Source organism: Pantoea sp. S61 (assembly GCF_016625145.1).
Classification (GTDB): Bacteria; Pseudomonadota; Gammaproteobacteria; order Enterobacterales; family Enterobacteriaceae; genus Pantoea; species Pantoea rwandensis_B.
On the sequence record NZ_JACVUO010000010.1, the window covers coordinates 94,476 to 113,135 of the forward strand.

Annotated in this window: 15 protein-coding genes; 5 read left to right on the top strand and 10 right to left on the bottom strand. The window is 55.2% G+C overall.

What is annotated here, in order from left to right; all coding sequences use genetic code 11:
• Positions 1 to 30: 30 nt before the first annotated feature.
• Entirely contained in the window at positions 31 to 933 is a 903-nt protein-coding gene (locus IAE30_RS18435; protein ID WP_200537028.1) for a LysR family transcriptional regulator, read from the top strand.
• A gap of 107 nt (positions 934 to 1,040) precedes the next feature.
• On the opposite strand, the gene IAE30_RS18440 is transcribed toward IAE30_RS18435, so the two are convergent.
• Complete coding sequence (locus IAE30_RS18440; protein ID WP_045816165.1) at positions 1,041 to 1,895, bottom strand: helix-turn-helix transcriptional regulator; 855 nt, start codon at positions 1,893 to 1,895, stop codon at positions 1,041 to 1,043.
• 116 nt (positions 1,896 to 2,011) lie between these two features.
• Between IAE30_RS18440 and IAE30_RS18445 the strand changes: the two genes are divergently transcribed.
• The gene (locus IAE30_RS18445) at positions 2,012 to 3,421 is read left to right on the top strand and encodes an MFS transporter (protein ID WP_200537030.1); all 1,410 of its coding nucleotides are present in this window, start codon (positions 2,012 to 2,014) and stop codon (positions 3,419 to 3,421) included.
• Between the two features lie 205 nt (positions 3,422 to 3,626).
• Complete coding sequence (gene bamA, locus IAE30_RS18450) at positions 3,627 to 6,065, top strand: outer membrane protein assembly factor BamA (protein WP_200680596.1); 2,439 nt, start codon at positions 3,627 to 3,629, stop codon at positions 6,063 to 6,065.
• 189 nt (positions 6,066 to 6,254) lie between these two features.
• Here bamA and IAE30_RS18455 read toward each other — a convergent pair whose 3' ends face one another.
• Genes IAE30_RS18455 through IAE30_RS18475 form a run of 5 tightly spaced genes read right to left on the bottom strand, consistent with a single transcriptional unit; the run spans position 6,255 to position 11,285 of the window.
• Positions 6,255 to 7,337 (bottom strand): ABC transporter ATP-binding protein, encoded by a 1,083-nt coding sequence (locus tag IAE30_RS18455; protein ID WP_200680598.1) that lies wholly within the window; start codon positions 7,335 to 7,337, stop codon positions 6,255 to 6,257.
• Between the two features lie 3 nt (positions 7,338 to 7,340).
• Positions 7,341 to 8,282 (bottom strand): carbohydrate kinase family protein, encoded by a 942-nt coding sequence (locus IAE30_RS18460; protein WP_045834299.1) that lies wholly within the window; start codon positions 8,280 to 8,282, stop codon positions 7,341 to 7,343.
• Between the two features lie 8 nt (positions 8,283 to 8,290).
• A complete protein-coding gene (locus IAE30_RS18465) occupies positions 8,291 to 9,130 on the bottom strand; it encodes a carbohydrate ABC transporter permease (protein ID WP_200680600.1) in 840 nt (279 codons plus the stop codon).
• Positions 9,120 to 10,028 carry a carbohydrate ABC transporter permease gene (locus tag IAE30_RS18470; RefSeq protein ID WP_200680602.1) on the bottom strand — a complete coding sequence of 303 codons (909 nt, stop codon included), beginning with the start codon at positions 10,026 to 10,028 and terminating at the stop codon, positions 9,120 to 9,122. The genes IAE30_RS18465 and IAE30_RS18470 overlap by 11 nt, the downstream gene beginning before the upstream one ends.
• 9 nt (positions 10,029 to 10,037) lie before the next feature.
• Complete coding sequence (locus IAE30_RS18475) at positions 10,038 to 11,285, bottom strand: extracellular solute-binding protein (protein WP_200680604.1); 1,248 nt, start codon at positions 11,283 to 11,285, stop codon at positions 10,038 to 10,040.
• A 261-nt stretch (positions 11,286 to 11,546) separates the two neighbouring features.
• Here IAE30_RS18475 and IAE30_RS18480 point away from each other — a divergent pair, with 261 nt between their 5' ends.
• The gene (locus IAE30_RS18480) at positions 11,547 to 12,716 is read left to right on the top strand and encodes an ROK family transcriptional regulator (RefSeq protein ID WP_200680606.1); all 1,170 of its coding nucleotides are present in this window, start codon (positions 11,547 to 11,549) and stop codon (positions 12,714 to 12,716) included.
• Positions 12,717 to 12,836: 120 nt separating this feature from the next.
• On the opposite strand, the gene IAE30_RS18485 is transcribed toward IAE30_RS18480, so the two are convergent.
• Positions 12,837 to 13,544 carry a GNAT family N-acetyltransferase gene (locus tag IAE30_RS18485; protein WP_200680608.1) on the bottom strand — a complete coding sequence of 236 codons (708 nt, stop codon included), beginning with the start codon at positions 13,542 to 13,544 and terminating at the stop codon, positions 12,837 to 12,839.
• Between the two features lie 188 nt (positions 13,545 to 13,732).
• Here IAE30_RS18485 and IAE30_RS18490 point away from each other — a divergent pair, with 188 nt between their 5' ends.
• A complete protein-coding gene (locus IAE30_RS18490; protein WP_200680610.1) occupies positions 13,733 to 14,191 on the top strand; it encodes an acyltransferase in 459 nt (152 codons plus the stop codon).
• Here the strand turns inward: IAE30_RS18490 and IAE30_RS18495 are convergent.
• From IAE30_RS18495 to IAE30_RS18505, 3 genes are read right to left on the bottom strand one after another with little or no spacing between them, the layout of a single operon-like run.
• Positions 14,188 to 15,978, bottom strand: coding sequence for an ABC transporter ATP-binding protein (locus IAE30_RS18495; RefSeq protein WP_200680612.1), 1,791 nt, complete (start codon positions 15,976 to 15,978; stop codon positions 14,188 to 14,190). The two genes, IAE30_RS18490 and IAE30_RS18495, sit on opposite strands and share 4 nt — an antisense overlap.
• Positions 15,975 to 17,417: a M81 family metallopeptidase gene (locus IAE30_RS18500; protein WP_200680615.1), complete on the bottom strand. Its 1,443-nt coding sequence runs from the start codon at positions 17,415 to 17,417 to the stop codon at positions 15,975 to 15,977. The genes IAE30_RS18495 and IAE30_RS18500 overlap by 4 nt, the downstream gene beginning before the upstream one ends.
• A gap of 10 nt (positions 17,418 to 17,427) precedes the next feature.
• Complete coding sequence (locus tag IAE30_RS18505) at positions 17,428 to 18,561, bottom strand: ROK family transcriptional regulator (protein ID WP_200680617.1); 1,134 nt, start codon at positions 18,559 to 18,561, stop codon at positions 17,428 to 17,430.
• Positions 18,562 to 18,660 lie beyond the last annotated feature (99 nt).

Here is an 18,660-nt window from a genome sequence, read left to right on the forward strand (position 1 = left end):
AACCAAATGACTGTTGCACAGGGAGCAATAATGCAGGATGACGATTTTCGCCAGCGCGAAGCGTTTTTAGCCGTGGTACGTGCAGGCAGCTTCAGTGCGGGCGCGCGTGAACTGGGACGTGATGTTTCTGTGGTCTCACGCCGCATTGCTGCGCTGGAAAAGCGGCTGGGAATTCGCCTGATCGAGCGCACCACGCGACGCATTCGTCCTACGGAGGAGGGGCAGCGCTACCGCCAGAAAATCGAACTGGCCGATGAGTTGCTGCGTGAGGCGGAGGAGGAGGCACGAGCATTGGCCGCTCGCCCCGCGGGCACCATCCGTTTAACCGTGCCAGCATCATTCGGTCGTAGCTGGGTGGCACAGGCGCTACCCGGCTTTTTGCAGGCTTATCCTGATGTTCGCATTGTGCTGAATTGCAGCGATCGTTATGTCGATTTATTGGGGGATAATTTTGACATGGCGATTCGTATTGGTGTGCTTACGGATAGCCGACTGATAGCACGCAAGCTGGCAGATACCCGTCGGTTGCTCTGCGTGTCACCCGATTATCTGGGTCGTCATTCCGCGTTAAACCAGCCTCAGGATCTCCGCCAGCACGACTGTCTGGGTTTTACCCCAATGCACAGCTGGCCGGAATGGCGTCTGGAGAAAGACGGTCATCAGATCGCGGTGCCAGTGCAAACGCGTTTTGAGAGCGACGAGATGGATGCACTGGTGCTGGCAGCCCAGGCAGGCATGGGGGTATTACTGGCGGCCAACTGGCTAGTGCAAAAGGAGCTGGCTGAGGGCTCGCTGGTTGCCGTTTTATCCGACTGGCAGGCTATCGGTGAGGATGGTGTCTGGTTGATGAAACCGTCCAGCCAACTTCAGTCGGCAAAAATCAGCGCTTTAACTGAATGGCTGGTCAGCTGGTTTGCCGAAAAGCGCTGGTAGCGTCGAAACCCAGGTGTCATTCGGAGGTGGCGGGTCTTCAGGCCGGTTCTTTGGTTAGCGCTGGCTGCCTCAATGAAAGTACAGCATTGTTGCGCTGGTGGCCGATTTTATGGTTTCACCAATTTTTGCAGCGATGCCGCACTCTGCTCATCATCCGGCACATACACCAGCAGGCGGTCGCCGTTGCGTGAAGCAGACCACCAGTTATTCTGGCGCAGCGTCATTTCACCGACTTCCTCGCGGTAAAAACGCTTCAGCCGATTTTCCACCTTGCCCAGTTCGTAGCGTTGCCAGGTATGGGCAAATTCATCCGAGCTATTCAGCAAGCGAGCCAGGAAGCTCTCCCAATGCGGGTCTCCGAGATGCTCGCCCATCTGCCCACGAAACATGGCTACCATCTGCGGCATGACATCTTCCCAATCATTAATTGCCTTGCGCCACCCGGGGTGATTAAACGCCAGCCAGATGCAGTTGCGATCCTCCACGGCGATTTCCGCAAGATCCACGCCCATCAATGCGCACCAAGCGGCGTTGTAGCCAAGAATGTCGAAGCGTGGTGTTTCGATAATCGCCGGTAACTGAATCGCATCCAGCATTTGCTGATTGTGCGCCGCAATTTTGCAGCAGGCGGCCGCCACCCGCACCGAAGGCAGTGAGTGCCCGGCAAGGGAAAACAGATGCTGAGTTTCCACATCGTTGCACTGCAGTGCTGTGGCAATCGCCGTCAGGGTTTTTGGCGAGGCTTTGATATCGCGTCCCTGTTCCAGCCAGGTGTACCAGGTCACGCCCACATCCGCTAACTGCGCCACTTCCTCACGTCTTAAACCTGGGGTCCGACGCTGACGCATAGGTGGCAAACCGAGGCGGTTAGGATCGAGGCTTTCACGGCGGGTACGTAGAAAAGTGCCCAGCAGTTTTCGATTATTGTGTTCCGCAGCGACAAGCGCAGTGGCCGTACTCATAAGCAGATCTCCGGACGAGACGGGTAGTATTTATACCATGATAAATAAGAACTGGTACCCGTTTAACGGTTAGGTGATGCTATGCCGTACTGCACTTAAAAACAAGGTCAAAAACGATGCACAGATCGCAACTTCAACGCGCGGGACTGGTGGTCCTGCTGGCTGGGCAACTGCTGCCCATGATCGATTTTTCCATTGTCAACGTGGCGTTAGATGCCATGGCGCATACGTTGCGCGCCACATCGATTGAGCTGGCGCTGATCGTCGCCGTGTACGGCATTGCATTCGCCATCTGTCTGGCGATGGGCGGACGCCTGGGGGATAACTATGGACGTCGCCGCGTATTCCTTGCAGGAGTATGGATCTTTGGTATTGCATCTTTATTATGTGGCATCGCTAACAGCGTCGGTCTGTTGATGTTTGCCCGCGCATTGCAGGGTGTCGGCGCCGCTTTCATCGTGCCGCAAATCCTCGCCACTATGCATGTCACCATGAAGGGCAGGGAGCATGCCCGCGCCATCGGTCTGTACGGCGGCATTGGCGGGCTGGCCTTTATTATTGGTCAGGTGTTGGGCGGATTCCTGATTAAAGCGGATATCGGTGGTTACGGCTGGCGCAGCGTGTTCCTGATCAACCTGCCGATTTGCCTTTTTGTGCTGATCACTGCGCGTCGTTTTGTGCCTGAAACCCACAATAACCAGCGCGTGCCGGTCGATGTCAGCGGTACCTTGCTGTTAGCGGGCGCGATTGGTTGCCTGATGCTGGCGCTCGCGCTGGGTCCGCTGCTGCACTGGTCGTGGCCCTGCATTCTGCTGCTGGTGCTGTTCCCGGTGTTATTGCATCGTCTGCGTCAGAGTTCACTCCGTCTGGAAGCAGAAGGTGGTTCGCCGTTGCTGCCCCCCTCGCTGCTGCGTCTGCCAAGCGTTCGCTTTGGTTTAACCCTGGCGGTGTTGTTCTTCTCCTGTTGGAGCGGCTTTATGTTTGCGGTAGCGCTGACGCTGCAGTCGGGTATTGGTTTAACCGCATTTCAGTCGGGTAATGCGTTTATCGCACTGGGTGCCGCCTACTTCATTGGCGCGATGCGTTCGACACGCATGGTGGAACGTTTTGGTAAGCGCACCACGCTCTTGACCGGCTGTGGCATCCAGATGATCGGTTTGATCGCCCTCATCGCCACTTTCCAGTTTGCCTGGCCAGAGGTTGGCGTCTTTACCCTGATGCCGGCCACGATACTGATTGGCTTTGGTCAGTCATTTATCGTTAGCACCTTCTACCGTATCGGCATGAGCGGTGTACCGCATCACCAGGCGGGCGCGGGCAGCGCGGTGTTATCCACCGTACAGCAATCGGCACTCGGCCTGGGCCCGATGCTGCTCGGAGGCGTGTTCACACAGATAAACGTGCATGGCAATCATTTGGCGGCCATCTCCGGTACCCTTGGCGTGGAGTTACTGATGATGGTGACACTGGTGATTCTGACCAGTCTGAACCGTCGTACTTTCCAGCCGGTGACGGCAGAAGGGTAATCCTTATGCTGTCATTTCTGCAGCGGCTTTTCAGCTTACTGTAAGGTAAGCGAAAATCCGTCAATTGCGCTGAATTTACCTTTGGCGCAGTGGTCTTTTTTCCGGAACATATCGCCGCAACTAACGGGCTGAACCGCGTGTTCAGCCCGTTTTTTTGTGGTGCGGCAGAAATGCGTTGAATGGAAAAACGGCAGGCTCATAGCAGATGAAAAAGATGTTAACCGGGTTACTTTTCATGGTAACCACCACAGCTTTTGGTGCAGACGATTTCACCCTCAGGGATATTCATTTTGACGGCTTGCAGCGCGTCGCACCGGGTGCGGCCATGCTGAGTATGCCCGTACGCGTGGGCGATCGCGTCACGGATGACGATATTCGTAACACCATTCGTGCGCTATTTGCCACGGGCAACTTTGAAGATGTGCAAGTGCTGCGCGATGGCGATGCGCTGCTCATTCGTGTGAAAGAACGCCCGGCCATTGCCAGCATTTCCTTCTCCGGCAACAAGGCAATCAAAGAAGATCAGCTGAAGCAAAATCTCGACGCCACCGGCGTGCGGGTCGGCGAAGCGCTGGATCGCACCACATTATCGGATATTGAAAAAGGGCTGGAAGATTTCTACTACAGCGCGGGTAAATACACTGCCAGCGTCAAAGCTGTGGTCACGCCGTTGCCACGCAATCGTGTCGATCTGAAGTTCGTGTTTACCGAGGGTGTATCTGCGAAGATTCAGCAGATCAATATTGTCGGCAATCACGCCTTCTCGTCTGATGAACTCATCTCCCACTTCCAATTGCGTGATGATGTGCCGTGGTGGAATTTTATTGCCGATCAGAAATACCAGAAACAAAAACTGTCCGGCGATTTAGAAACACTGCGTAGCTATTATCTCGATCGCGGTTTTGCACGTTTTGATATTGATTCAACGCAAGTGAGTTTAACGCCCGATAAGAAAAGTATTTATCTGACAGTCAATATTCATGAAGGAGATGTTTACCATATTTCCGATGTTATCCTGAACGGCGATATGGCGGGACACTCCGCAGAAATTGAGAAACTGGCCCATATACCGTCAGGGGCTTTATACAGCGGTGCCAAAATTACCGAGAACGAAGGCGCGATCAAAGCGCTGCTCGGTCGCTACGGCTATGCTTTCCCGCAAGTCAGTTCTCAGCCTGAAATTAACGATGCAGACAAAACCGTTAAACTGCATGTGAATGTTGAAGCGGGACATCGTTTCTACGTGCGTCAGGTGAAGTTCAGCGGCAATGACACCTCGAAGGATTCGGTGTTACGTCGCGAAATGCGCCAGATGGAAGGATCGTGGTTAGCCAGCGATGCTGTTGATCAAGGTAAGGCCCGTCTCAATCGTACCGGCTATTTCGAAAGCGTCGATGTTGATACCCAGCGTGTGCCCGGCAGCCCTGATCAGGTGGATGTGGTGTACAAGGTGAAAGAGCGTAACACCGGCACTTTCAACGTCGGTCTTGGGTACGGCACCGACAGCGGCATCAGTTACCAGCTTGGCGTCAGCCAGGATAACTGGATGGGTACCGGTAATACCGTGAGTTTTAGCGGCACGAAAAACAGTTATCAAACCTATGTTGAAATTGCCGCCACCAATCCGTACTTCACCGTGGATGGCGTGAGTCTTGGCGGTAAACTGTTCTACAACGATTACAGCGCCGAAGATAATGACCTGTCTGAATACACGCTGAAGAGTTTTGGTGCCAGCAGTACATTAAGCTTCCCGATCAGCGAAAACAGTAATCTGAGCTCAGGGCTGGATTACACCTACAACCGCGTCAGTAATATGGCACCGCAGGTCTCTATGTGGCGCTACCTGGGATCGCAGGGCATCCATCCGAAAGTCATCACCACCAATGAAGATGATGACGATGATTACGCCACCAGCGATGAGAAGTTTGTCGCCAATGACTTCTTCTGGAACATTGGCTGGAATTACAATTCGTTAGATCGCGGCTTCTTCCCGACCTCGGGGGTTTCAGCGGGCTTCAACACCAAAGTGACGATCCCGGGATCGACCAACAGCTATTACAAAAGTACGATGAGTGCCAACGCATACTTACCGCTGAGCAGTGACCATCGCTGGGTGCTGATGGGCCGCACCAAAGCGGGCTATGCGGATGGGTTCGGTGGCAAAGAAGTACCGTTCTACGACAACTTCTACGCCGGCGGCTCCAGCTCCGTGCGCGGATTCTCATCCAATACCATCGGGCCAAAAGCGGCTTATTACAGCTGTACCGGCAGCGAAAGCAGCTATGGCAACTGTTCGGTGAATAAGTCGGATGATGCGGTGGGGGGTAATGCGATGGCTGTGGCGAGCGCGGAGTTAATCGTCCCGACCCCATTTGTGAGCGATCGTTATGCGGATTCACTGCGCACCTCGTTCTTTGTCGATGCCGGTACCGTTTGGGATACCAAATGGGAAAATACCGCTGCAACGCGTGCGGCGGGCATTCCGGATTATGGTGATCCCAGTGAAATTCGTGTCTCTAGCGGTCTGGCACTGCAATGGCAATCACCACTGGGTCCACTGGTGTTCTCTTATGCCTTGCCGATCAAGAAATATGAAGGCGATAAGTCTGAGCAGTTCCAGTTTAATATCGGAAAAACCTGGTAGTGGTTATTTATCTGTTAAAGAAAGAAGTAAGATTTACGTTATCTTTAAACAGAGAGAACAGAATAAAATAGCCACTTGGGTAAAATAGTCAGGGTACGGTGCTTAAGGAATGAGTGCCTGCCACCATCGTTGTTATGCATTTTCTATCAATATATTTCGCCACCCATTTGGGTGGCTTTTTTATATTATTTACCCTTCGCTCAGGCGTAATCCGCTTTCCGCGTCAAACAGATGAATCTTTTCGGCGTTGAATCCAATACGAATCTGATCACCACTCACTGCAGCATGGCGCCCGGCGATCTGCATGTGCATCGCATGGCCGTGCCATTCGAGATGCAATAACGTGGATTCACCCGTGATTTCGACCACTTTTACCGTGGCGAGCGCGCGCGTGTCAGCCTCGATGAGATCGTGAGGGCGCACCCCCAGCGTCACCTGCGCGCCATTGCATTCACGTGCCGCCGCTTGCCAGCGCAAAGGTAGCGGTTGCCATAAATCCTGGCACTGCACACCCGGAATGTCATCGCGCGTGATCAACTGTGCAGGTAACAGGTTCATCGGCGGAGATCCGATAAAACGCGCCACGAACGTGTCCGCCGGCCGATCATAAATCGCCAGCGGGGCACCTTGCTGCACAATGCGACCCTCTTTCATCACCACAATTTGATCGGCCAGCGTCATGGCTTCAACCTGATCGTGCGTGACATACACCATGGTGGTTTTGAAGCGCTGGTGCAGTGATTTGATTTCTGCCCGTAACTCCATCCTCAGCTGTGCATCGAGGTTGGACAACGGCTCATCAAACAAGAACACTTGCGGATTGCGCACCATCGCGCGGCCCATCGCCACGCGCTGGCGCTGCCCGCCGGACAACGCACGCGGATAGCGCCCCAGCAACTTATCAATGCCGAGAATCCCGGCGATGCGTTCGATTTTGCTCTGTTGCTCTTCGCGCTTTACTTTCTTCACCTGCATATGAAATGCGAGGTTCTCTGCCACCGTCAGATGCGGATAAAGCGCATAACTTTGAAACACCATAGCGATATCACGATCGGCCGGGTCGCGATCGTTGATTTGGACTTTATCCATCATGATCGCGCCGTCTGACAGGCTCTCCAGCCCGGCTAGCAGACGGAGCAGCGTGGATTTTCCGCAGCCGGACGGGCCGACCAGCACGGTAAAACTGCCGTCGGGAATGGTGAGATCGAGCGGATGCAGAACCGATTGCTTGCCGTAGCGCTTAGCCACTTTTACGAGTTCAACACTGGCCATGATTTAGCGCTCCTGTGCGGAAAGTTGCAGTTGATGCCAGTCGGGATAGCGACGCGGCTGGGTACTGATTGCCAGTGAAGCCACCGCGATGCCCCATTGCAGCGCGGTGGTGATATTCTGCTGATGCAGCAATGCGGTGAGAAAACCGGCGTTAAAACTGTCACCTGCGCCAATGGTATCCACCACGGTGACGGGCCTGGCGGGCTGGATGATGTGCTGCTGCGATTGCCAGCAACCCGCCCCCTGCGCTCCGCATTTCACTACGCAAGCGCCACGTCCGCTGAGTTGTTGAGCGAGTTGGGTTGCGGCCAGGTTGAGATCCTCCGCGTTCATCAAGCCCAGCGTCTCGACTTCATTGAGCAGCAACCAGTCACACAGCGGCAACCACTGCGCAGTGTGTTGACGAACCTCTTCGGTCCAGCCCTGCGGTGGCCAGCCGGTATCGACAGCGGTGATATAACCGCGCTGCTGCAACTCACTCAGCAACAGCGGGTATTCGTTGTACAGATGCAGGCATAAGAAGGTGCCACACAGCAGCACGATATCGCCTTCACTGGCACGCAGCGGCAGTTGGTTCAGCACATCTTCGGCGGTAAGTCGCACAATATGGCCGAGATTACTGAGGAAGGAACGCTCGTGATCGGAATGCGTCACACCCACGGTGAGCGACGTTTCACAGTGGTAGCGCGTCCAGTGCGCGACGCTGTGTGGGAAGTAACTGCCAAGCCAGGCGCTTAATCCATCATCGCCCTGATTCGCCACCGCCCGATGCCGTACCTGCATCGCTTCCAGGGCTAACGCGCAGTTGCCCGCCGATCCGCCTGGACGCAGCTCGCTGTGATTCATCATTACTTCGGTGCCACGTTGCGGCCAGTGGTCGAGGGTGCCCATGATCAAATCAACGTTAATATTGCCGACCACATACAGTGTGGCGGTAGAGTCCATTTTCATCTTCATCCTTTGCTCCCACCACTGGCCAGGCCGCTCACCAGCGTTTTCTGTAGCCAGATAGCAATCAACAGTGGCGGTACCGAGGCCAGAATCCCGACCGCCGCGATCAAACCATCATCGGTGGCGCGCCCGGCGGTAAAGCCTTCAATCGTCACTGGCAAGGTTTGTGCCGCGATGTTGCTGGTGAACAACAGCGCATAGAAAAACTCATCCCACGCCAGCAACCAGCCAAACAGCGCCGCTGCACCCAATACCGGTTTCGCCAGTGGCAGGGTAATGCGCAGCAGTACCTGCCAGACGCGCAAGCCATCCAGCCGCGCCGCTTGCTCAATATCCTGTGGTAAGGCATCGAACTGGTTTTTCAGCATCCACGTCAGGAACGGCAGGATCAGCGAGCAATAAACGATGATCAAACCGGGGCGGGTATTAAGCAGATCAAACTGTTGCAGCAGGAAGTAGAGCGGCAGCACAAACGCCACCGGCGGTACCATGTAAATGGCGAGCGAGGCAAAAAGCCAGCCATCGCGACCACGGTAGCGGGAAAAGCTGAACGCCGCCGGAATGGCCAGCAGCAGACAGATAATCGTCGCCCCGGTTGCCACTAACAGGCTGTTACCCAACGCATGCAGGAACAGCGTGCCGGGTTGACCGGGTTCCAGTGAGATCAATTGGCCGTAGCGACTGAAGTCCCACTGGCGGGGCAACCATTCCAGCGGAACCCGCGTGAGATCGCTGGTGGCACTGACGCTCATCAGAAACAGCCAGCCCATCGGCGCGAGTACGGAAATCGCCACCAGCAGCGCGGCGGCATATTTGGCCGTGCTGCGTAATTTAGCCTTCATACGCGCTCCCTTTGCGGCGCTGACGCCACATTAACAACATGTACAGGGTAATCAGCACGGCGCACAGCAAGGTCATCAGCATCGCGTACGCCGCGCCGCTGCCCGCGCGCAGATAGCTGAACGACTCCTGATAAACGTAAAAACTCAGGGTTTTAGTGCTATCGACCGGACCTCCGCGCGTCATCACGTAGATGATGTCGAAAATCTTGAAAGCATCGATGGTGCGCAGCACCAGCGCGACGCTGAGCGGACCGACAATGGCCGGGAAGGTAATGGCACGGAAGCGTCGCCAGGCGGACGCGCCATCCAGACGTGCGGCTTCAAAAAGATCGTCGGGAATCGATTGCAGCGCAGCCAGTACCAGCAGCGTGACCAGCGGATAGTTTTTCCAGATATCGGCAAACATCACCGCGTTCAATGCCGAATCCGGCGATCCCAGCCAGCTACGATAGCCATCGATAATGCCCAATTGAGTCAGCAGGGCGTTAATGCTGCCGTAATCGGGGTTAAAGTTGAGGCGCCACATCATGGCGTTGACGATCGTTGGGAGCGCCCACGGCAGAATCACCAGCACGCGCAGGATATTGCGCCCGGCAAATTTCTGATTGAGCAGCAGCGCCACTAACACACCGATGATGCCCTCAAACGCCACCGATACCACGGTGAAGTAGAGCGTGCGCCACAGCGAAGTTTGAAAATCGGGATCGGTGATGGCGAACAAATAGTTCTCCACACCTACCCAGGCTGGCGCTTCGCCGCTGCCAATGAGGGCAGCATCGGTGAAACTCAGCCAGATGGTGCGCAGCAGCGGCCAGGCGGTGAGCAACAGCATCACCAGCAACATGGGTGCTAACAGCACCCATGCCTGCCGTTGTTCGCGTTGACGCAAACTCAGCATGCTGACCCCTTAACGTAAACGCGCCGCACTTTTATCCACTGCCTGCATGGCCGCGTCTGGCGTGGCGCTGCCCACCAGCACTTGCTGCAATTGCTGCTGCAAGGTGTTAGAGAGACGCGAATAATCAGCGGTTTCCGGGCGCGAGAGCATCACGTTCAATGATTTGTCCGCCGCCGCGATCAGGCTTTCCTGATTCTTCAGCACCGCAGGATCCTGATATGAGCTTTTCCAGATGGGCAGGCTCAGGGTGGCGTATTTGTTTTGCACCGGTTGCGAAGTCATGTAGCTGATGTATTGCCACGCCTGGTCACCGTGGGTGCTGCCTTTAGCAATGCCGAGCCCCATCGAACCGTTCACCGCACCAAATTTACCTGGCGCATCCCCCGGTGCCGGAACGATCCCGACCTGGCCGGCCACTTTGCTCTGCTTCGGATCGTTAGCCATGTTGTACATGTAGGTCCAGTTCAGCGCGAAGGCGGCATCGCCGTTGGAGAAGGCTTTACGCACGTCTTCTTCGAGATACTCGCGTGAAGCGGGGTTGCTCAGCCCTTCATCCAGCGAACTTTTCATCAGCTTGACCGCCTGCAAGGATGCCGGGCTGGAGAAATCGAGCTTGCCGTTGTTATAAAACTTGCCGCCAAAGCCAGATACCAGCGTGGTGTAATCACACACCAGCGCTTCCGCCTGTGACCAGCTCCACACCAGTGGATATTTGACGATGTTCTTCTGTTTGATGATGCGCGAGTCATCAATTACCTGCTGCCAGGTTTGCGGCGGGGTGGTGATCCCGGCTTTCTCCAGCATCGCTTTGTTGTAATAAAGGTACTTGGTATCCAGAATCCACGGCATGCCGAGCGTTTTGCCGTTATAGACCACGGTGTTCATTGCGCCGGGGAAGATCTTCTCTTTTTCATCGGCAGCGATGCGGCTGCTGACGTCCTGCAGCAGATCAAACTTTGTGAATTCTGCTGGCCAGATGGCGTCAAACAGCACTACGTCATAACCATTACCGCCTGCGCCACGCGCCGCGACAATTTTGTCATGCAGCGCTTCGTACGGCACAAACTCCAGATTGACCTGCACATCCGGGTGCGCTTTCTGGAACTCCTGCGTCATGGCGCGAATATCATTCTCGCTATAAGCCGCCTGAGTCATAAACAGCGCATTGAGGGTGGTTGCGGCTGCAGCGCTACCGGCGCTGGCTAACATCACCGCGATGGCACAGCCTTTCAATGTGGTCGAAAACCGGTTTTTCATAACATTTTCCGCCTTGATGCAAGAAGAGGGTGTTTAATTAAATCAATTTGATTGATTTAATAACGCGCACAGGTTGTCAGATTGCTGCTGCTGACATTAGATAGCTTAAGCAAGTGACGTGCCAGGGCATATATCGTGTTTGCCGCTGGACACTACTCTGCACAGATTTTTGCTGCTGTCAGGTAAACAGGTTGTAAATTGTGTCGTCGATCATAGATATTGATGCGCTGGCAGTCGCGGGCGTGAGAAGAGGGAAGCGGGATGAAAACATCAGGAACCAATCTGGAGCATGCGCGCGCGCACAACCGTCGTGTGATCATTGAAGCGATCCGCCTGCACGGTGAATTGACGCGGGCAGAGCTGGCGCGGCTCACTGCGCTAACCCCGCAAACCGTATCTAATATCGTGGCTGAATTGGAGGCTGCCGAACTGCTGACCAGCCGTCAACCACGCAAGCAGGGGCGCGGACAACCGGCGATTCCGGTGATCCTGAATCCGGCCAGTGCGTTCTCCATTGGTATTCATCTCGATCACCAAACACTGCTGATTGTGCTGGTGGATCTCACCGGTGAGATTCACTTCCGTCGCCTTATCCTGGTGCAAAAACCGCAACCTGATGCCACCTTAGCGCGCATTGCAGAGGTACTGGCAGAGATTAAAACGCAGCTCGGTGCCCGTTGGCAGAAAGTCCTGGGGATCGGCGTAGTGATGCCGGGTCCGTTTGGCGTTGAGGGGATTTCTTCGGTGGGCCCCACTACTTTGCACGGCTGGGAGTCGGTCGATATCGAAGCAAGACTGGCCGAAATGAGCGGCGTGCCGGTTACGCTGGAGAACGATGCCACGGTGGCGGCGATTGGGGAGCGTTTCCACGGCGTTGCGCGCCATCTCAACTCGTTTATTTATCTCTACATCGGCACTGGATTAGGCGCTGGCATCATCATGGATGGCCATGTGTACAGCGGCCATGCCCACAACGCCGGAGAAATCGGGCATGTGGTGGTGGAACCGGGGGGACGTGAATGCTATTGCGGCAATCACGGTTGCCTCGAACGCTATGTATCACTGCAGGCTGCCTATGAGTTCTGTGGGCTGGACCCGATGACCGCGTTGCCGGACGATCTGCTGGACGTCGATCCCGCTGTGTTTGACCGCTGGATTGATACCGTGCTAACACCGCTGCGCCAGGGCATCAATATGCTGGAGTGCATTTTCGATGCGGAGAGCGTGATCATCGGCGGCATGATGCCTGCGGCGCTACTGGATAAGATCATTCAGCGCTTACCACCGCTCTATCAGTCGGTGCGCGGGCGCTATCTCACCGGCTCACGCCTGAAAACCGGCTTAACCGGCAGTGATACCGCAGCGTTGGGGGCGGCGGCGTTGCCGATTTTTGATGAGTTTAATCCGCAGTTTCAGGTGTTGATGAAATGAGGGCAAAAATACGCGGGCAAGGCCCATTCCTGCCCTTGAATGACGTTGAAACAACGGAAATCCTGGCTTACCATCTGCCAGAGTACCGTTCCTGACGCCTGTGCTGCGGCCGGTGATTTGTCAGGATTTACCGGCAAAAAATACGCTCAGCTTTTGCTGCTCCCGCCCGTGCTCATCCATATTATCCGCCGCCAGCCAGGCCGATATCGCATGCTTCACCTGCGGCCATTCGCCATCAATGATCGACAGCCAGTCGGTATCGCGATTGCGCTGTTTGCGCGTCATTGCCTGACGGAAACGCCCTTCATAGGTGAAGCCAAGACGTTCCGCTGCCCGACGTGAGGCAAGGTTAGTCGAGTCACAACGCCAGGCAACCCGGCGATAACCCAGCTCAAATGCCTGTTGCAGTAACAAGTAGATCGCTTCACTGCCGAGCACGTTGCGCTGCATCAGCGGTGACCAGGTGACATGGCCAATCTCAATCGCACCGTTCTGCTCCTCAATATTGGCAAAACAAACGGCACCCACGGCTTGCTGAGTGCGATGGTCGAGCACCGCATAACTTACCAGCGCGCCATCCTGGCACTTTCCGCTGACCCACTTCTCCATCTCGGTTAGCGAAGCGGGTTTTGTTGCACCCAGCCAGGTCCAGTCCCGATCGTCAGGTGCGTTTGAGAAGGCATCGAACAAGGCGGCGCTGTGAGCAATATTTAACGGTTCAAGCGTGCAGAAGCGGCCATTAAGCGGAATAGCAGGTGGCGAGGCTAGCGGCTGCCAATCTGGCAGAGCAAAACCTACTGGCTGACCATATTGATTCAGTTGCGTCATCGTCTGTCCCTGGTTGAGTTGAATTTTAAAAACGGTTTAATGACAAAGCCCTGGATGGATCAATATCACGAAATCAAAATTTTCACATAATTAACCCACTCATTTCATTGCGAATTACCGTTGACCTCATGATAAATCGTGTCGCTAAACGCTAATTTAATGATCCAATACATCATGATGGAGACAGCATGCAGCCAAACCTTCGCGAAGTCGCAGTCAAAAACGTTGAAATCGGCAGTAACGTCACAATTTACCAGCCTGCGAATGTTTATGGCTGTACCTTACAAGACGATGTCTTCATCGGCCCGTTTGTCAAAATTCAGGCCCATACGGTAATTGGACGTGGCACAAAGGTGCAATCACACACTTTTATCTGTGAATACGTCACCGTAGGTGAAAACTGTTTTATTGGTCATGGCGTGATGTTCGCCAACGATATGTTCCGTGATGGCGAACCCAATGCCGACCGAGAAAGCTGGGCGCGCATCACGCTCGGTAATAACGTTTCAATCGGCAGTGGCGCGAGCATTTTGGCGGTGAACATCTGCGATGGTGTGGTGATCGGCGCGGGCAGCGTGGTGACGAAAGACATCACGCAGAAGGGCGTTTACGCCGGCAATCCGGCGCGTTTATTACGATATCTTTAACTCTCCATCACCCAATGCCCGGCGCTCACCTCGCGATAGCGCCGTGCTTCCGGTACAAACCCCAGTGCGCGCACCGGGCTTTTGAGTTCGCTGACTTCCATATGTCGCTTAAGGTGGCGTCGCGCCGGATCGGGAACCGGGACGGATGACAATAGCTTGCGCGTATAGTCATGTTGCGGATTCTCAAAGATAGCCGCGCGCGGACCGATTTCAACAATCTCCCCCAGCAGCATTACCGCCACGCGATGGCTAATGCGCTCTACCACCGCCATATCATGCGAAATAAACAGATACGATAGCCCGAGGCTGGTTTGCAGATCCAACAGCAGATTAATAATCTGAGCCTTCACGGTGACATCCAACGCAGAGACGGACTCATCAGCGATGATCATTTTGGGATCGAGCATCAGCGCACGCGCGATGCAGATACGCTGACGCTGGCCGCCGGAAAACTCATGTGGATAGCGTTTCATCATGGCGGCTGACAGGCCCACACGTTCCATCAAGACCGCCGCCTTCTCCTGTGCAGCCTGTTTGCTGCCAAGCCGATGTTGCAAATAAGGCTCAGTCAAGGCTTCGAGAATCGACATCCTCGGATTAAGGCTGGCGAACGGGTCCTGAAATATCATCTGCATCGCCCGACGTAATTGACGCAGTTCGCTGGTGGAGAGATTCAGCACGTCATAACCATCAAAGGCGACCTCGCCCGCATCGGCTTTGACCAGCCGGGTGAGTGATCGACCGGTCGTGGATTTGCCACAGCCGGATTCGCCGACCAGCGACAAGGTTTCGCCGGGCATCAGATCGAATGAGATATTTTCCACCGCATGTACCGCGCCGGTTTTGCGGCTTAACAAACCTTCGTGGATGCTGAACCGGGTGCTGAGGTTTTTCACTGACAGCAGCGGCTGTGTGGCGCCAGGGCGCTCCGGTGGTAATGCCACCTCATCGCCTTTCAGCGCGAACTTCAGTGGCCCGGCGAGCCCTCGCATCGCGCCGAGCTGCGGCACGGTAGCAATTAATGTGCGGGTATAATCCGCGGCAGGTGCCGAGAAAATATCTGCCGTGGTGCCGGTTTCCATCACATCGCCCTGATACATCACTAACGTGCGATCCGAGACCTCTGCCACTACGCCCATATCGTGGGTGATGAACAATACAGCGGTGCCTTCTTCTTCCTGCAATGTCTTAATCAGGTCGAGGATTTGCCCCTGAATGGTGACATCCAACGCCGTCGTCGGCTCATCGGCAATGAGCAGTTTTGGCCGCAACGCCAGCGCCATGGCGATCATCACACGCTGGCGCATGCCACCCGAAAAATGATGCGGATAATCATCAAAACGTTTTGCCGCGTTGGGAATACGCACTTTCTCCAGCAGCTTCACTGTCTCTTCGCGCGCCGCACGTTTGCTGATATGGCGGTGATTGATGAGCACTTCAGCGATTTGGTGACCAATGGTAAACGAAGGGTTCAGACTGGTCATCGGCTCCTGAAAAATCATTGCAACCGCGTTGCCACGAATATCGCGCATCGCTTTTTCGCTCAGATTCAACAGGTTCACACCGTTGAGGAGCACTTTGCCTGTCACACGTGCATGGCGCATATTCAGCAAACGCATGATCGCCATTGAGGTCACGCTTTTGCCCGAGCCCGATTCACCCACAATCGCCAGCGTTTCACCGGCATTGATGGTCATCGAAACGTTCTTCACCACCTCACGCCACTGATCGTCATGACGAAACGCAACGGTGAGGTTTTCCACCTGCAGAACCGGCTCGCGACTCATTTGGCCGCCACAAAGCGAGCCGAACGGGTGCTGACCGGCAGAAATTCAAAGTCCGTGTCGAAAGGATAGGCGGGCTGCAGTTTGCGTTTGCGCGCCAGACGTTCGACATACTGATCGACCACGCCTTCGGATAGCGCCATCAGGTTAGGGTTGGCAAGCGGTGCCAGCTCCGGTGACAGATAACCCGACTTCACCACCACAATTTTTGCCTGTGCAGGATGAAGCCCGAGCAATTCAAAATCAGCGATGTTGTGATAAGGGCGACGACGATCGGCGACCACCACGGTGATTCCGCCAGTTTTAAGCAGCGCCTGTTTCGCTAACGAACGCGCATCATCACTCACCAGCAGCACTTCAAATTCTGCGGTGACTTTGCCACCCGCGGGATCGAGCGTGGCACCGATCGTGAGTGTGAGTTTCGCCCCAACACCTGCGACGAAGGCGGCATCGGTGGCTGGTTTATCCGTTATCCCGGCGACGATCACATCCTGTGCGCCCTGGCGAATCAACTCTGCCAGCAGATTGGCGCGATCGCCCACGCCGCCGCCGGTGGGGTTATCGCCCGAGTCGGCGAGGATCACCGGCGCGGTTTCACTGGCTATCGCCATTTGCACGCACGCTTCGGTGCTGCCTGTCACGCAGCCAAAGACAAACTCATCACGCGCCTGCCAGTAGGCCAGTGCCAGTTTAGCTGCCTGTTCGGAGAGCACATCGGCGTCGGTACCGGTCATGATCGCCGCCGCCGTTGCACGCGGTTCATCGGCCCAGACATAGCCGACCATCAGTGACGCGTCCCAGATGTGGTCGATGTCATTAATGCCCGGCAGACGCGCATATAAACTTTTTGCCGGTTCATCTTCGGTGCTGGTCCGCTCGCCCGGTAATACCACCGGAATCGGTGCCCACACCACACCCGGTTTCACGCCGGTTTGCAGGCTTTTCACCAGCATCGATACCGAGCGCCGCATGGTCTCTTCCACATCAATGTGTGGTGCCGTTCGGTAAGTTGAAAACATGTCGATGGCATCAATGATGCGCTGCGTGACGTTGCCGTGCAGATCGTAACTCACGGTAATCTGGCAGTCCGGGCCAATCAGATCGCGCGTGGCAGTGATCCAGTCACCCTCGGCATCCTCCATGCCTTCGACATACACTGCGCCGTGCATCGCGAGATACACGCCATCCACTGGCAGCTGGGCTTGCAGACGGGTGAGAAAATCCTGCTTGAAGTCATCATAAGTCACGCGTGCCACCGGACCACCGGCGATGGCGCGCGCGTGGAAGGTCGGTAAAAACTCTGCATCGTAATCCTGCAGGAAAGCAAAGTAGGGGTTGGTCAGCAGATCATTACCGCGCACGATGCGGAAGTCGTCGGCATAGTTCAGCACCGGGTTATATGTACTGCACTCCGTATGAATGCCACCAAAAGCAATGCGCATACAGCCTCCGCTAGTCAGGTAATTGAATGATGAATCGATATGCCGCCACGCTTGCCGCGGCGCGCGCCCAGCTCTGTTCGCTGATCACGATGCTGGAAATCGGGGTTTTGCCCATGATCGATGGCAACACGTGGCTATCAATGGATTGCATCACCACGGTTTTCAGTAAGCCGTCAAAAGCATCGGGTTGATGAGCGATGACGATCAATTCGGGATCGTTCATCTGAATAATGTTGGCGATCGAGAGGCCCAGCGCGTGACCAGCCTGATGCAGAATGGCGATGGCGGCACTGTTGCCTTTCACCGCCAGCGCTTCCAGTTCGGCGATGGTTTGGCTCTCCAGCGCTTTATCGCGCATGCTCTCGCGAATCGCGGTCAGCGAGGCGAGAGTATCCAGACAGCCGCGTTTGCCGCATCGGCAAGGTCGTCCGCCGGGTTCGATAGTGCAGTGGGCGATTTCACCGGCCCCGCCGTGTGCGCCGCGATGCAGTTGGCCCTGGAAGAAGTGTGCGGAACCGATGCCGTCGCCGTGTGAAATCAGCGTGAAGTTGCGCGCTTTTTTCGCCACGCCGAAGATCTTCTCGCTGACGACCAGCGCTTTGGCATCGTTCTCCAGCGAGACATCAAGGCCGGTTTGCTGTTTGAGCATGTCGGCCAGCGGGACATTCTTCCAGCCCAGCAGCGCTGATTGCACGCAAATTGCCTGATTTTCATCGACAAATCCGGAGAGCGTTACGCCCAGGCCAATCAATTGATCGGCTGAAATGCCTTTTTGCGCAATCAAATCGGGAATCGCTGCCGCCAGCGTCGCACTCAGCTGTTGGGGATCAGGATTGAGCGGCATGTGCGTGCTCGCCAGTACCAATCCATGCATATCAATCAGCACTAAAACGACGTGCTCGCCGAGCAGCGAAGCGCCGAGAAAATAGGCGCTGTCAGCACGCATTTTTAATAATACCGATGGGCGACCCTGGCCGCTGGATTCTGCCAGGCTCTCTTCCAGCAATCCGGCATTCAGCATCTCTTTGACCAGTGGGCTAATCGCGGCTTTGCTCAACTTCATATTTTCCGCAATAGCAGTACGGCTCATGCCGTGCGAGGCAATAAGCAGACGCAAGATTTGCTGCTGGTGGGCATTGAGCATGTTGGTTCTCACTGCATTAGCGATATGACCTGACAATAATGAGGCTGGAAAACAAATTCAACGATATTTAGTTAATTTTCTGAACGCAGATCTAACTAT